We start from the raw sequence: 15571 nt of genomic DNA, 5'->3' as shown, positions 1-15571 counted from the left end.
TAATGTAACAAAAATTAAGACTCTTTTAAAGCTTTTGCGATCAATTCTATCGGATTTTTAAAAACTGCATCCACACCGTTTTGATACAACGCATTGCTGATCTGTACACGGCACGCGCTACACTCCGCCGAAACGATTTTGGCACCACTTTTTTCAATCATGGCAGCTTTCGGTTTCCCGGCAGCCTGTGCCAGATGGAATTTTTCCGTTTGTATCGTGACGCCGCCAAAACCACAACATCTGTTCGGATCTTCCATCTCTACAAGCTGAAAAGATTTTCCGATCAGCTCTCTTGGCTCCTTCCAAATACCCTGTACCTTTCTTGCATGGCACGCATCGTGGTAGGTTACAACCTCCTCAAATCTTTTCCCTTTTTGTTCTAAAAGCTCTTTGAGATTTGTATGGTTAGCCAACCACTCGGTCGCCATGAAAATCTTTTCATTCACTTTCTTTGCCCTTTGCGCCCACTCTTGCATACCGCGATTGGTAAAAAAGACCTCCCAGTCATGCTTGATCATAGCACTGCAGGTGGCCTCTGGTATGACGATAGCTTCCACTTCATCGATAAATGTTTCAAAATATTCTATATTCTTTTTTGTAAGATACTCCACTGTATCAAAGTCCCCCGTAAAATAGGCAGGGGCTCCGCAGCAAAGCTGCTTTTTAGGAATAAAAATCTCGTAATCTAGCGTTTTTAAAATTTCCACCAGCCCATCGCCGATCTCCGTATAGTTGTAATTTGCCAAACAACCGATGAAAATAGCGACTTTTCTTTTGCCATTTTTATTGATACGGTTTGGGTAGCTATTCAAAAAGCTTTTACTTTTCATGGATGGCAAAAGCCTATCTTTTTTGATCATCGGTAGATCAAACTTTGGAAGGAGTCCTCTTCTTTTGGGTTCATTTTGCAGTACACAGCTTTTAAAAACGTATCCCAGTTTACTAAAAAGATCCATTGCCCATCTGTTTCGAAGAAGCCAAAAAAACGCCCTTTTATACCAGGCAATTCCATATTTTTGAGCGATATCGTGTCGAACCTCTTCTATAATCATATCTGTTGGTAAAGAGTTTGGACAGACATCCACACAGTTGGTACATAAAAAACAGCTCTCAAAAATATCCTTGGCCGTTTTATCCAGTTCAATCTCGCCCTTTTGATAATCCCCAAGCAGTTCAATAAACCCCCTTGGACTCGTAACCTCATCAGGGTTCACCTGATGTATGGTACATGTGGGAATACATTTTCCACATTTGATACAAGCATCGCTCACTGAAGTAAACTCAAACACGCTCAAACCTTTTTTAGTTGTAATTCATCGATATAAAGAAGATACCCTTCAGCTTTTTTTCCTGTGATCTTTTCTATCGATTCTTTGTAAAACTGAACCTGTTTTATGTATCCGCTCTCATCATGAGGCCTAGTACTTTTATAGTCTATGATGATATAGCGTTCATCTTCTTCTATAAGTAGGTCAATTATACCAAGCTTATCTCCACTCACAAATGGAATCTCTTTGTAACAGATCGGTTTAAATCTTTTTTCAATCATTTCCTGGACTTTTTCCACCTCTTCTTGCATATGCTCCAAATCACTCAACAGTGCAAACCGGCTTTTGGCGTATGCAAAACCGATCTCCAAAGATTGATGATACGCTTCTCCTTTATAAATCGCTTTAAAATCGTTCGGCCTATATTCTGCCTCTTCGATAATCTCCTGTTTCCCGTAGTTTCTCATTTTCCATGCAAAGGGTACTATTTTCTCATCATTCCCGCTTTTTTGCGCCACAACTTCTCCTCTTCGCGTCTCTTGTAAAAATCCGTACCGTTTTGAGTTCGGATTTTTCAAGACGATCAAAGAATCCTTTGCACGTGTCAAAGCTACATATGCAACATTTCGAAGCTCTTGTAGCTCTTTTTGCTCCTCTTTTTCAAGCAGTTGTCGATATTCTTGATCAAATTGTTCTCTTCCCTTTTGCCGTAAGACAACTCTTTTTAGATCGATCCCCTCATAATCGAAGATAATGTTCTCTTTTCTCGATCGATCCAAACCCAGTCGATCCAGAACGATAGTATGTTCAAATGCAAGGCCTTTGGATTTATGAACAGTAAGGACCTCAACTCCCTGGCTTGCACTTTGTACTTCAATACCACATTGATCAATTTTTTCTACAAACTCTTCGATATCTTTATATGTCACAGAATGCTCCAAAAGTTCTAAAACCGAGTCATCCCACAAATCATACCGATCTGCAATCTTTCGAATAAGCTGAACCGGCTTATGCTCTTTGAACGTATCAAGCTCTTGTGAAGCGACACTTTGAAAATTGAAAAGATGGATCTTCTCTTTGGAATAGATATACTTTATTGCCTCGATGATCGCTTTTGCATAAGGCTGATGGATAAGAAGTTTGGAACTGCTGGTAGTTGCCTTCAAACCAAGTGATTCTTGCAAGAAATCGGCAACTTGAAAAACATCGTTATTCGTAGGGACAAGGATGGCGATTTGATCTTCTTGTACGCCGCTATCCAAAAGCATCTGTACTTTTGCTTGCAGGTCTTCAAGGAGCGATTCACTCTCCCGTACTTCCACATAGCCGCCCGTTTTATCGCTTTTTTGTTCAAGCCCAAACATCTCATTGACATATTCGACGATATTCGAACGTGAACGGTAATTGACATCAAGCTCTTCGATCTGCATGCCATAGCGTCGTGCCACCCAGTCGAAAAGTTCTGCCTGCCCTCCTCGAAATCCATAAATAGCCTGTTTCACGTCTCCAACGTAAAAAAAACTGCGCTGTTCTTGAACCCCCATTCCGCTTGCTATCTCATCGACCAAAGGTTCAAATATTTTCCAATCCTCCACAGAGGTGTCTTGAAATTCGTCAAATAGAATGTGTGATATTTTGCTATCGAGCCTGAAATAGAGAAAATCTTTTTCTATGGAATCTTGTAGTAAATCGTACGTATAATGCTTGATGTCGGTAAAATCTAGAGCATTCCTTTGAGCAATGAGCCTTTTTCTCTGGATTTTAAACTGCTCGTAATAATCAAACAGCGTTTGTAAAAATTTCGCCTCTTTAAAGTCGTAATATTTTTTTATCGCATTTTTGAGCTGCACGAAAATCTCTTGAACCTCGTGTGATGCGGGAACTCCTGGAATCTTAAACTCCTCTTTCATTAGCCACGCTCTTATCCCGCCACTTTTTGTAAAGAGAAACTCTTCCACTCTGGCTACCGGTTGAAAATCTCGCTTTTTCGCTTCTGTACCCACATTATGGATATGCTCTACTATTTTGTGATACAAAGAGAGTACTTCTTCCATATTATCCTGAATCGTACACTGAACGGCAGGAAGCTCTTTGTCTTTTTCATAGAGCGTATCAAAAAAAGTACCAATTCCACTCTGTCCAAACCACTTTGCAAAATTGGTCAATCTCATAAACTCTTTTTCTTCCAGTGCATTGATGAAAGACTCAAAAACTTCGATTGTCTCGATGGTAAAATCGGGGGAAAGGCTGGCGAAAAAGGCGAATTTTCTCAAAATCTTTTGTACGAACGCATCGATTGTGAGGATATTGAGACGACTTACAAGAAACTTTCGGATGACTTGCTGCTGTTTCATAGAGAGAGTTTTAGGGTCTTTTTGTATAATCGAAGCAATTTGTTCCAGTTTCTCCTCATCCAGATCAAACAAAAAATCAATCACCCGCTCTCGCATCTCGTTGGCCGCTTTATTGGTAAAGGTGATGGCCACAATATCATAGGGATTTGCCCCTTCAAAAAGTCTCGCAAGATAGTAAAGCGCCAAACTGTATGTTTTTCCGGTCCCGGCACTCGCCTTGAGGGCGATAAGGTTCATGTAAGCCCCTTGCATCCAAATTTATAGAGGCAATATTTACAATAGTTCAAATCTTCACTCTTTTTTGTAACCCCTACGAGTTTCTCGATCGCCTTCTCAATCTGTTCCTTTGCTTTGGAAGTATCGATACGCTGCAACTTCACGTTATACAAATCCCAAAAATAGACCTCGTCGCTTTGCCAAATGTAGGCGTAAAACTCCGCTTGCAATTTGTTTTCATCCTTCTCGTATACGTTTAGATAGTTGCCGGTCTTATTGGTTTTATAGTCGTAGATAAAAATCTTGCCATCTCTTTTAACGACTCTGTCGGCCCTCGCCTCAAGAATGAAATTCCCAAATGCTCTTCCATGATTTTTCTCAATGGACACCTTCCCCCGTAAAAGGGAAAAATCTTCCTGGGCAAATTTTCGAAGCTTCTCTTCCCATTCCACGCGAAGTCGATACTCTTCATACCGTGAAACGTTTTTCGTCAATCTTTGCATTATCTTTTCAAAATAGTCTTGAACACTTTCGGGTCTGGAAGCTACTGCTTCATTGATAGCCTCATGGATATCAAATCCCACAATCTTCTCTTTTGGTCCCTTGATCTGCTCGATATAACGAAGGTAGTAACGCAGTGGACATCGAAGCAGTACCTCCAAAGTTGTAGGGGTCAATACTTTCGGCAACTTAAATGTTGCATCTTTTTCATACACATTCTCTTTTTGCGTTTTCGTATAGAGTACATTTTCATAACGTTTTGGAACTTCTTGCTGTTTTTGAAAAGGTAGTTCATAAAAAAAGCGACTGATATCGCTTTCTTCGTTTTTGACGTAAGAGAGTGCCACCTTTTTTGCATATCGCATTAGCTGGTAGTAGTAGTGCTTTTGTAAAGACTCTTTGTCCGTCATAGTGGGAAGCCCTGTTTTTTTTCGCAGATTGGTATCTAAAAAAAGATCTTCGCTACCGATTTTTGGTACGGCCTCTTCATTGAAATCGACGATAACCACACCTTCGTATCGACACCCTCTGCTCTCCAACATCTCCATCACCGTCACTTTCCCGCCACGAACGTCATCGAAACTCAGCTCTTTGAGTCTCTCCAGCAGCAGCTTTATCATATCCTTGACATCAATCTCGATGTTTTCGATAAGCCTTCCAAAAAGATAGAGACTCTCCTCGATCACCCTCTTTTCTTTATCGGTAGCCAAGCTTTGGATAAAACTCTCTAGCTTCAGCCAAGAATCGATTGATTGAAAGGTGTGAATCTCCTCTTCGCTTAATTTGATCAAATACTCCTCTTCCCCAAAATAACAGTATCGATAGAGCGCTTCCAATTTTCTATAGAGCTTTGAATAGATGAAAGAGTCTCCCATACTGAAATTGAGATTGTCCAAACGATCAAAGGCTTCCAAAAACTCCTTAAAATCCTTTTGGGGTAAAATGACGGCGATATTTTGCGGATCAATTCCAGATCGAACAAACTCCTCTATTTTGGCAAAGACAAAGTTTGTCTGTTCTATTCTTTTTGGGAAACCACACACCTCAATCGTCGGCTCCTCTCTATATTCTGGTATCGTTTCGATATTGCCTTTTTGATCAATTTGGTACACACCTGGCTTTTGGATCCCAAACATCTTTTTTGCAAGAGCAGTATTGAATGGTGTCACTTCCAACTCGATGGTAACAGGAGTTCGAATAGCACTGATGATCCCTTGATCAAACCGGCTCAAATATCCAGAAAGATAGATCGTAATCGATTCAAACTGATCAAAGTATGCATTGTTGATTGCAAAATCTTCTAAAGTGATAGGATCAACAAGACCTTTTGCATCCAGCAATTTTTTATAGTTTTTGTAAATCGCTTGAATGATGGCAAGATGCTCCGGATAGGATGCATAGATATCGTACTGTGCGATTGTTTCCAAATCCACCTTTTCTAGATGCACCTCTTTCAAAAATGAGTAGATCAAGTCTGCTTCATGTACGAACCGTTCAAAATTTTTCTCAATGCCAAGTTTTTCCAGTGGAACATTTTTGCACGCTTCATAAAAGTAATGCAGCCTCAGCTCTTGAGGGATAAATATCTTCTCTGTCAGAATCGCTCTATCGAGAAACTCTTGAATGGTCAGCAGTTTTGGTAAAAGAGTGTCAGAATGAGCAGCAGCGTAATTTCGCAGCTGCTTTTTTGTAGTGAAAACAAGGAGTTTCATACTGTTTTGCTAAAGACCTTCTTACTGTCTCCATGCTTTTTCATGTAGGCGTCAAACGGCATAGCGATATTTCGGATAAGCAAAGTCCCAGTAGGACTCACTTCGATCGCGTCATCTTGGATCGTTACAAGCCCCTCGTCTTCGAACTCTTTGAGATCTTGTAAAGCCTCTTGAAAATAGTCTTTGAAATCGATGCCAAACTCTTTTTCGATTCTTGGGATATCGAGTTTGAAATTGGCCATCAGTTCCATGATGACCGCTTTTCTCACCTTGTCATCAAAACCGAGCTCCACACCTCGATGAAAAGGGAGTCTTCCTTCGTCAATCGCCGCTTCATACTCTTGCATCTCTTTGAAGTTTTGGGCGTAGTAGTCCTCACCTTCTCCGATACTTGTCAGACCTATGCCTATAAGATCGGCACCGCCTTTTGTGGTATAGCCTTGAAAGTTTCTATGCAGTTCTCCCTTTTCGATCGCTCTAAACAGTTCATCATCCGGTTTTGCAAAGTGATCCATACCGATCATTTTGTATCCGTTGGAGGTAAAAAAGTCGATGGTGTATTTGAGAATCTGCAACTTTACATCCGGTGTAGGAAGTGTGGTCTCATCTATTTTTCTCATCGTTTTTTTCAGCCAAGGCACATGGGCATAGTTGAAAACGGCCAGTCGATCGGGATCAAGCTGCAGCGTCATATCCAGCGTCTTTTTGAAACTCTCAAGCGTTTGGAACGGAAGGCCATAGATAAGATCGATATTGACGCTTTGCATGCCATATTTCCTGGCAAGGTCCACCGCCATTTTTGTCTCTTCAAAACTTTGGATCCTATGCACCGCTTGCTGAACCTGTTCGTTAAAATCCTGCACGCCGAAACTGACCCGGTTGAAACCTCCCTCACTCAAAACTTGCATATGCTCTTCGCTCAGAAATCTCGGGTCGATCTCACAGCTCACTTCCGCTTCACTGCTCCAGTTCCCAAACACCTCTTTAATGGATGCAACGATTCTTTGTAGCTGCTCGGGAGAGAAAAATGTAGGCGTTCCGCCACCAAAATGGAGCTGGATCACCTCTCTGTCTGGATTGATATGATTTTTTAGGATATCAAGCTCTTTTTGCAAATAGCTGATGTAGCGCTCTTTTTTATCCTCTTTTGAGGTAAAAACCACATTGCATCCGCAAAAGTAGCAGGCACTTCGGCAAAAGGGGAGGTGAAAATAGAGTGATAGCGGCGTTTCATCCTTTTGAGCATGAAGCTTTTCGATGTATCTCTCATACGAAAACTCTTCACTAAACTCTACAGCTGTGGGATAGCTCGTATATCTTGGTCCCGGTTTTGAATATTTGACAAATTTTTCAAAATCGATCATTGATGGCCTTGTGGAGGAAATTGTAAATCTTTGAGTTGCATGAAAAGATTTGGATGGTGTTTCTTGATATCTTTCACAAGCTTTTTGATATCGATATCGAGCAGATTTTTGTTTTTGCTCTCAGTGAGCCTTTTTTGGATTTCACTCATGGCAACAACCCAAACATCGTTAAAATCGATTGGGAGATTTTCTAAAATCGCTTTTTCCAGTTTGAGGTTGAAATTTTCATATTTCGCTTCATTTAAAGAGCGAATCAGATGGAGTATCGATTCAAGTGTAGAAAGTACATGGACTTTCTCCTCTTTGTCGATAACGAACCAAGGCGCTTTGCTCTCCCAGCTCCCCTGTACAAGCTCAAGGGTCTTTTTGTTTGGATCCTCCGTATCTTCAAGACGAACGATAGTTACGCCTTGAGGATTCTCAATTCCAAGCTCTTTCGCAAGATTGTTAATCTTCGTCATCAATGATTTGCCATTGCTTTTTTCTATATTCACATCTCCTCCATTATATCTTAAGTTTCAAATTGGCAATAGGATAGTTTTTATGAAAAATTGGATCAGATACTTTCAATTTTTTTTCTAAGTCGTCATTGATCAGTCGATAATATATTTTGATCGAAACTTCATGAAGATTACTGGAAGGAAGATCGAATGTTACTACGCGATCCTCTTTTGGCAAAATTCTATTATCAAATACTTTCTTTTTACCCAAATACGGAACAGTCACTCTTCCTTTTCTATCAAGATATTGCGTTTTGATGATCTCTTTTTTCACAGTATTTCCAAAATGAGCCTCTATGACCACCATTCTCCCTGCAAAGCCTGTCGGGACCCTGTGGGGCGTTCTGTTGATCAAGTGGATCGTTAGTCTGCCATTGTTTACCGATGCTTTCACATCTAGAGCTTTTTGCAAAATATCGCCGTTTCTAGCACCCATAAAGAGATGGTCCCGCACGGTTCTGATTTTTGGTAAAGAGCCATTTACTACGATATTCGCCAAACGACGCTCTCTTTTTTCACTCATATGACACTCTACACACTGTTTGGTCGAACCTGATTGTTCATACTCCATACCAGTTTCATAAACCAGTTTATGATATTTGTTTCGGCCGTTATAGTGGCACACGAAACAGAGTTTGTTTGGATGGAGAAAATGGTCTGCTTGCATCGTTTTATGATATGGAGACTTTGCGTCGGCAAAAGGTCCAACCATCGTATCGTTTGGTCCCCATACGATACTTTTATATCCCCGTTTATCGGGATCGTGACTCTCTTTGATCGCCTTGATATTGTGACAGACGATACAGTTGATCCCGTCTTTCACATAGGCTGCATTGATCGCTTCATCTGTCTTTTTATCACCGATTCCAACCGCTCTTGAAATGATTTCATCCTCACTCATTTTTTTCACATCCATCCGAGGATTGTGACACTGGGCACATTTGATCTCGATCGCTTCCAATGGTCGATGCAGTTTTTTGGACATATACTGCAACGTTGCTTTATAAAGCGGGTCTTTTGAGTAGTGCGATCGTGAATGCCAAGAGGTTTTCCATTTGTCCACTACCCATTTGTGACATGCCATACAGTTATTGGCTACCATATATTTTTTACTGATATTGGCGGCAAAAATTGGAAGTATCATCAAGGCAACCAAAAAATATCTCACGATTCACCCCTTTTTCTATCGAGCCAGACCATAATCCCCTTTTGGGCATGGAGTCTGTTTTCTGCCTCATCGAAAATCTCTTCGGCGTGCGCTTCAAACACCTCCTCAGAGACTTCATATCCCCTGTAAGCAGGCAGACAGTGTAAAAAGATAGCATCCTTTTTTGCCAATGACATGAGTATTGTATCAACTTGGAACCCTTTAAAATCTTTAATTCTTTTCTCTTTTTCCTCTTCTTGTCCCATGCTTATCCATGTATCTGTCGTTACCACATCGGCATCTTGGACTGCCGCTTTTGGATCGTGCATGAGTTCAATCGTCGCTCCGCTCTCTTTGGCAAAACGCATCGCATCCTCTACGATATTCGGATCTGGCTCGTACCCTTTTGGTGTCGCTATGCGAAGGGTAAACCCAAGCTTACTTGCCAGCATGAGCCAAGAATGGGTCATGTTGTTTCCATCTCCAACATACGCCACGACAGGACTATCTGCTTTTCCATACTCTATCATCGTCAGATAATCGGCCATCAACTGAACGGGATGGTACTCGTTTGTCAATCCGTTAATGACAGGCACTTGACTAAAAGCCGCAAACTCTTCCAGTTTGCTTTGCTCATAGGTTCGTATCATTACCATATCGCATATTCGGCTTACTACGCGAGCCGTATCTTTCATAGGTTCACCGCGACCGAGCTGGATATCGTTTTTACTCAAAAAAAGTCCGATTCCGCCAAGCTGATAAATACCTACTTCAAAACTGACTCTCGTTCGAGTGGAACTCTTTTCGAAAATCATCGCCAAAGTCTTGTTTTCCATATATGGAACAAATTCTCTTCGCTTGGTCTGGGCTTTGATCGAACGGGCCAGTTCGATCATCTCCAAAATCTCTTCTTTCGTAAAATCTTTCAGTGTCAAAAAGTGTCTCAAGGCCTATCCTTGCCGGGAAATTAAAAAAGTTATTATAGCAGTTTTGCAGCCTCTTTCGCATGGTAGGTGATGATGATATCCGCACCTGCACGTTTGAAACCAAGAAGCGTCTCCATCATCACCTTTTCATAATCGATCACCCCTGCTCGAGCAGCCATCTTCAGCATCGAATACTCCCCGCTTACATTGTATACAGCCAACGGAAGCATCGAAGCTTCCCTGATATCTCGAACGATATCCAGGTATGCTAGGGCCGGTTTGACCATCAATATATCTGCACCTTCTGTTTCATCCTCTATGCTTTCCAGTACCGCTTCTCTCCTGTTTGCCGGATTCATCTGATAGCTTCTTCTATCCCCAAAACTTGGAGCAGACTCTGCCACATCACGAAACGGTCCATAGTAGGCACTGGCAAACTTTGTCGAATAGCTCATGATAGGAATATGGCTAAATCCTGCTGCATCAAGCCCCGCTCTGATAGCGGCAATCATTCCATCCATCATCCCGCTTGGAGCGATCATATCACTCCCGGCTTTTGCATGGACTACAGCCTGTTTTGCCAACAGCTCAAGAGTGGCATCGTTATCTACCGTTTGGAGTTTCGGATCGAGTACTCCACAATGACCATGATCGGTATATTCGCAAAAACAAAGATCTGTCACCACAAACATATCGGGATGTGCCTCTTTGATCGCTTTGATAGCACGCGCAATGATTCCTGACTCACAAAGCGCTTCACTGCCAACACTATCTTTCACATCGGGAATGCCAAAAAGAATCACTGCATAGAGCCCAAGTTTTTTCAACTCTTCGCACTCTTTTACCACTTCATCGATACTCATCTGGTAGACTCCGGGCATCGAGTCCACCTCTTTTTTGATCCCTTCGCCACTTCGGACAAACAGAGGATAGATAAAGTCATTGACACTGAGCCTCGTCTCTTGGACAAGGTTTCTCATTACAGGATTGAGCCTGAGCCTTCGAAAACGTTTGAACATGTGGAGCCTTTTGATATAATTTGAGCAAAGTTAGGCTATTTTACCAAAAAGAAGAGGAAAATGGATATTAAAGTCAGTGAAGTCGCCAACCTCCCTACGAGCTATGGAGATTTTAAAATTCAATGCTTTGCACAGGGGTGCAAAGAGCATCTCGTAATGATAAAAGAGCCTCTTGGCAAAGCACCTGTTGTAAGAGTACACTCAGAATGCCTCACTGGCGATACGCTAGGCAGTAAAAAGTGCGATTGCGGCGAACAGCTGCACTTTGCCTTAAACTTCATTGCAAAACATGGAGGAATGCTCATCTATCTCAGACAAGAGGGACGCAATATCGGACTTTTGAACAAAGTGAACGCCTATGCCCTGCAAGATAGAGGATACGATACCATCGAAGCAAACCATCAGCTTGGATTTTCCGCAGATGAGCGAACATACGAGATGGTTGAGTTTATTCTCGATTTTTACGGAATTGATCAAATACGTCTCCTTACCAACAATCCCAAAAAGATAGAGAGCCTTAAAAATGTAGAGATTATTGAGCGAATCCCTATCAAAGTTTCACCAAATCCCCATAATGAAGCCTATTTAAAAACCAAAAAAGAGAAAATGGGACATATGCTTTGATGAGTACCGAAGAAAAACTCAATATTTTTACCCAAAAACTTCTGGAGTGGAACAAGATCCACAATCTAACAGGGTCAAAGAGTGAAGAGGAGGTACAAGAGAATATAGAAGATGCCCTCTTTGCACTACAGTTTCTACCCGATACCATACAAAATGCCCTCGACATCGGTACAGGAGCCGGTTTCCCCGGACTCGTTTTGGCCATTGCGATGCCAAAGACACAATGGATTCTTACCGAACCAAGACAAAAACGAGCCAGTTTCCTACACTATATGAAATCGATTCTAAACTTATCGAATGTAATAGTATATAAAAAAAGAGTGGAACAGATCGAGGCAGTCCCCATGGATCTCATCACTTCACGAGCTGTGATGAAGACAAAAGATCTCATTGATCTCAGTAAAAAGTTCATAACACCCTCAACGACACTTCTCTTTTACAAAGGAGAAAATCTTGGAGATGAACTTAAGGGAATGGAACACTACTCTATATTTGAGCGAGGAAAAAGAAAATATCTACTACTAAAGGGAGATGATGTTATTTAAAATTTTACTTCTTGCAGCTGTCATCGGTGCAATCTACTACTTCTTTATCAAGAAAAAACCGATCGCCCATGACAAAGAGACGGATACTATGGTAGAGTGCGATACATGTGGAACATATGTAAGCAACAAAGAAGCGATCATTAAAAATGGCAAATACTACTGCTCAAAAGAGTGTGCGGGAGCAAAATGATGCTGATATTTGGTCATCCCAAGATTCCGGCTCCCTCATTTTATCGGGTTGAAAACAAAGAGCAAATAGTCTCAACGCCGCCAAACAGCATTGTACGCTTTGCATTTGATTTTGAGATATTACGCTATTGTCAAGAAAATGGAATACAAGTTGCTGTAGAGATAGCAAATGTAAAAGAGGCGGTCTATGCAAATGCACTGCAGGCTTCTTTTTTACTGTGTTCTTTACCATTGGCAAAAGAGGTACAAAAAATAGCAGAAAATTATCTTTTTGACGCAAAAGTGGTAGCTTTTATAGACGAAAGAGTGATCGAAAAAGCGATTGAGGCCGGAATAGATGGGGTATTTTTAACTAATCAATCCAGGTGCGACTAAGATGTGCCGGCATTTTGACAAGAAGTTCGTAGCTGATCGTCCCTAGTTTACGGGCCATCTTTTTAGCATCGCTAAAGATACAAATCTCTTTTTTCTCTCCTTCCAAGAGGATGGAGTCCATGCTCACTCTTCCTAAAATTTTCCCATCTTCAATCTCTTTTTGGAAGCGAAAAATTCCGTCTGCATAGCCTGCATCATAGGTACTGATAATCATATCCTCCCTGGCTTCGAAAACACCCCCGTATCCGACTCGGCTACCTTTTTTTAACTCTCTTGAAGCGATTTTTTGCGCCCAAAGCGACGCAACCGGCTCTAAAGCAGGAGGCTCATACAGATCATCCAGTTCCGTGTATCCGTATAGTGCTATCCCGATTCTTGCAAAATCATCCTCACACCCTAAACGAAACAGAGCAGCACTATTTGCAGCATGAAAAAGTGGTTTTTGTAAATTATATTTTTTGATCAATTCTATTACATGCTGCTTTACTGTTTGCCACTGCTCATTTTGCCAAAAGAGTTCACTACTTAACTCATCTGCACTTCTAAAATGGGTGAACACTCCTGTCAAATGAGCTCTGTTTTTTTGTAATAGCTCAAATGCCTTTTCAATCTCCTCTAAAGCGATACCGTTTCTATGCATTCCGGTATCAATTTTCAGATGGACCTTCGTCCCTGGTTCCAATACCTGCAATGTATCCAAATCATTGATGGCATAATGAAAAGAATCATGGCGGGGTGTATCGGATAGAATAAGAATATAGGGGAAAAAATCGGCAATCTTCAGTGCCTCTTCATAGGTTCGTACTACCGCTTTCTTGATACCAAGCCTGCTGATCTTTTTTGCAAATCCCTCTATACCGTGCCCATAGGCGTTGTCTTTTAAAACAGCAGCTATTTTATCGCTACCACCGGCTTTTTTGGATACAGTCTCTAGATTGTGTTTGAGCGCTTTTTCACTTAGTTTTACATATGCCATAAGGAATTGTAGCAAAATGAGACGAAAGCTTTTAGATGGTACTTAAATTTTGTACTTTCCAAAAACTTGACTAAACATTTCTGCTTTTTCCATTAACCATCTAAATTGGTTTTCCCAATCGTTTTCGTTTGTAACATCTGCTTTTTTTGCTAATACTATTCTACTCGCCTTTTTATCAGGAAGTTCTAGCCATTCTAGTTTCTCTCCCAGGGCATTTTCAATATTGTCTTTATTTTTAAAAAAATGTTGATACATCTCTTTTGAGTCCGGTATATATATTTCGCATCGTATCGCTTTATTCTGTGTATCGACAATCAAAGCGATATGGGATTTAGAATTACCATAGCTAATGTCGTACCAATGTTGAGGATAAACTTTTCTTAATCTCAATTTTGTTTTATTTTCTAGAGCAAATTCTTTAAATCTTGTCCAAAAATTAAATTGTAAAAGTTTTGTATCTGTCAAATTATTTTTCGTAGAATCCCTTAAGGCCTTTGCCCAATCATTAGGCTTAGAAACTATTTGAAATTTTGGAGCTACCGGCGAGTTACCTATTTGCCACAGTTCGATTTTTACAATAAAAAAATTCGCTTTTGAATCAGTATGTTCATTTAACCAATCGATGGCTTGTTTATGTTCATCACGGGCATCTTTCACAATCCATATTATAATCTCCGCATCATATCCTGATGCATAGGTAATTATTTTACCCAAATGATCATGATTGGTAATTTCAAGCTGATTTTCAATTATAATTTTACGACCTGAATTTTCTTCTTCTGCTAAAATATCAACATTGTATCTTCCTACTGTAGCTTCGGTTTTAATAAAAGAAATATCTATACCTATTTCTTCACCCAATAAATTTAAATTTTCTTCTTTTGAAAGCCATTTTGTAAAGTGGCGAGGTTCATTCTCCCAAATTGATCGTAAATCGACTTTTTTTAACTTTCCAAGTTGCATAACGAAATCCAATACTTTGAAATTTATAAAATTTGTACTTACAGAATTATACTATTTGAACCACCATAATATTTGAAAAAGTTTCTATGAAACTCGCTATATATCTGAAAAATTTAAAATACCTTTAATACATTTTTTATTAAAACATGAATAGTTTCCTGACACAACAAGTCAATCGATATCGATATAGTTTATTGTAATGTGTCTAATACAACTGCAATTTTCAAAGAGTTTTTTGGTCGTTTATACAGTTGATTTGACCCTCCCTTACACTTTATTCAAATGAGCTTTTTGGGGAATATTATTGTACTAATAATATGGAAAAATGATGGCAACGCTTTTTAGTCAACTAACATCTCTTTTATAGTTTGTTTGATTTGTAAAATAGTCTCAAAATCGATTTCGCCTATTTTTTTGATAATTCTTTGTTTATCGATAGTCCTTATCTGATCCAAAACAATATATGAATTATCATTAATTTTAACTCTGGTGGGATACTCTTTTGACTTTGAGGTCATTGGAGCTACTATTGCGGTTTTAATATTAAAATTCATCTCATTTGGAGATATGATGATACATGGTCTTGTCTTTTTTATTTCAGAACCGATGGTTGGATCAAGATTTACCAGAACAATAGCATATTGACTATACATCGATATCTTCTTCAAAGACATCATTTATCAACAATGTATCATCACCGTTTTTACTCATCTCCTTAAATGCTTCATCCCAACCTTTTCTTATCTCATTTTGAATAGGCACGATAATAAGATAACTTCCTTTTGAAATAATTTTTGCATGTTCAGTGTTTAACTGGAACTCTTTTGGGATTCTGATAGCCTGGGAATTTCCACTTCTAAATACTTTGGTAATTGCTTCCATGAAACTCCTT

16 protein-coding genes are annotated in these 15571 nt (G+C 40.0%); 4 read left to right on the top strand and 12 right to left on the bottom strand.

The window, feature by feature from the left end; genetic code table 11:
• Nucleotides 1–14: 14 nt before the first annotated feature.
• The 8 genes from NIS_RS01985 to hemB are packed head-to-tail and all read right to left on the bottom strand — an operon-like array spanning nucleotide 15 to nucleotide 11007.
• On the bottom strand, nucleotides 15–1295 hold the full coding sequence (locus NIS_RS01985) for a (Fe-S)-binding protein (RefSeq protein ID WP_041353963.1): 1281 nt from the start codon (nucleotides 1293–1295) through the stop codon (nucleotides 15–17).
• Nucleotides 1292–3859: a RecB-like helicase gene (locus NIS_RS01980; RefSeq protein ID WP_012081743.1), complete on the bottom strand. Its 2568-nt coding sequence runs from the start codon at nucleotides 3857–3859 to the stop codon at nucleotides 1292–1294. Before NIS_RS01980 ends, NIS_RS01985 begins: the two co-directional genes overlap by 4 nt.
• The gene (locus tag NIS_RS01975; protein ID WP_012081742.1) at nucleotides 3856–6051 is read right to left on the bottom strand and encodes a PD-(D/E)XK nuclease family protein; all 2196 of its coding nucleotides are present in this window, start codon (nucleotides 6049–6051) and stop codon (nucleotides 3856–3858) included. The genes NIS_RS01980 and NIS_RS01975 overlap by 4 nt, the downstream gene beginning before the upstream one ends.
• Complete coding sequence (gene hemN, locus NIS_RS01970; protein WP_012081741.1) at nucleotides 6048–7415, bottom strand: oxygen-independent coproporphyrinogen III oxidase; 1368 nt, start codon at nucleotides 7413–7415, stop codon at nucleotides 6048–6050. The genes NIS_RS01975 and hemN overlap by 4 nt, the downstream gene beginning before the upstream one ends.
• Complete coding sequence (locus tag NIS_RS01965; protein WP_012081740.1) at nucleotides 7412–7909, bottom strand: DUF2603 domain-containing protein; 498 nt, start codon at nucleotides 7907–7909, stop codon at nucleotides 7412–7414. The genes hemN and NIS_RS01965 overlap by 4 nt, the downstream gene beginning before the upstream one ends.
• Before the next feature lie 10 nt (nucleotides 7910–7919).
• Nucleotides 7920–9083, bottom strand: a complete 1164-nt coding sequence (locus NIS_RS01960; RefSeq protein WP_012081739.1) for a multiheme c-type cytochrome — start codon at nucleotides 9081–9083, stop codon at nucleotides 7920–7922.
• Nucleotides 9080–10009 carry an ornithine carbamoyltransferase gene (argF, locus tag NIS_RS01955; RefSeq protein WP_012081738.1) on the bottom strand — a complete coding sequence of 310 codons (930 nt, stop codon included), beginning with the start codon at nucleotides 10007–10009 and terminating at the stop codon, nucleotides 9080–9082. The genes NIS_RS01960 and argF overlap by 4 nt, the downstream gene beginning before the upstream one ends.
• Nucleotides 10010–10041: 32 nt before the next feature.
• Nucleotides 10042–11007: a porphobilinogen synthase gene (hemB, locus tag NIS_RS01950; protein ID WP_012081737.1), complete on the bottom strand. Its 966-nt coding sequence runs from the start codon at nucleotides 11005–11007 to the stop codon at nucleotides 10042–10044.
• Between the two features lie 60 nt (nucleotides 11008–11067).
• Here hemB and ribA point away from each other — a divergent pair, with 60 nt between their 5' ends.
• From ribA to NIS_RS01930, 4 genes are read left to right on the top strand one after another with little or no spacing between them, the layout of a single operon-like run.
• Entirely contained in the window at nucleotides 11068–11631 is a 564-nt protein-coding gene (gene ribA, locus NIS_RS01945; RefSeq protein WP_012081736.1) for a GTP cyclohydrolase II, read from the top strand.
• Nucleotides 11631–12176, top strand: coding sequence for a 16S rRNA (guanine(527)-N(7))-methyltransferase RsmG (gene rsmG / locus NIS_RS01940; protein ID WP_012081735.1), 546 nt, complete (start codon nucleotides 11631–11633; stop codon nucleotides 12174–12176). Before ribA ends, rsmG begins: the two co-directional genes overlap by 1 nt.
• On the top strand, nucleotides 12166–12366 hold the full coding sequence (locus NIS_RS01935; RefSeq protein WP_012081734.1) for a PP0621 family protein: 201 nt from the start codon (nucleotides 12166–12168) through the stop codon (nucleotides 12364–12366). Before rsmG ends, NIS_RS01935 begins: the two co-directional genes overlap by 11 nt.
• A complete protein-coding gene (locus tag NIS_RS01930) occupies nucleotides 12363–12740 on the top strand; it encodes a hypothetical protein (protein WP_050724124.1) in 378 nt (125 codons plus the stop codon). Before NIS_RS01935 ends, NIS_RS01930 begins: the two co-directional genes overlap by 4 nt.
• On the opposite strand, the gene NIS_RS01925 is transcribed toward NIS_RS01930, so the two are convergent.
• The 4 genes from NIS_RS01925 to NIS_RS01910 all read right to left on the bottom strand — a co-directional run bounded on the left by NIS_RS01925 (nucleotide 12718) and on the right by NIS_RS01910 (nucleotide 15561).
• Complete coding sequence (locus NIS_RS01925) at nucleotides 12718–13716, bottom strand: alanine racemase (protein WP_012081732.1); 999 nt, start codon at nucleotides 13714–13716, stop codon at nucleotides 12718–12720. The two genes, NIS_RS01930 and NIS_RS01925, sit on opposite strands and share 23 nt — an antisense overlap.
• A 42-nt stretch (nucleotides 13717–13758) precedes the next feature.
• Nucleotides 13759–14679, bottom strand: a complete 921-nt coding sequence (locus NIS_RS01920) for a DUF4268 domain-containing protein (RefSeq protein ID WP_041353962.1) — start codon at nucleotides 14677–14679, stop codon at nucleotides 13759–13761.
• Nucleotides 14680–15020: 341 nt separating this feature from the next.
• On the bottom strand, nucleotides 15021–15332 hold the full coding sequence (locus tag NIS_RS01915; RefSeq protein WP_012081730.1) for a type II toxin-antitoxin system PemK/MazF family toxin: 312 nt from the start codon (nucleotides 15330–15332) through the stop codon (nucleotides 15021–15023).
• Nucleotides 15325–15561: an antitoxin gene (locus NIS_RS01910; RefSeq protein WP_012081729.1), complete on the bottom strand. Its 237-nt coding sequence runs from the start codon at nucleotides 15559–15561 to the stop codon at nucleotides 15325–15327. Before NIS_RS01910 ends, NIS_RS01915 begins: the two co-directional genes overlap by 8 nt.
• Nucleotides 15562–15571: the final 10 nt, after the last annotated feature.

The sequence above is a fragment of the Nitratiruptor sp. SB155-2 genome (assembly GCF_000010325.1).
Lineage (GTDB): Bacteria > Campylobacterota > Campylobacteria > Campylobacterales > Nitratiruptoraceae > Nitratiruptor.
Note: the sequence above shows the minus strand (reverse complement) of the source record. Positions and strands in the feature narration are given on the sequence as shown.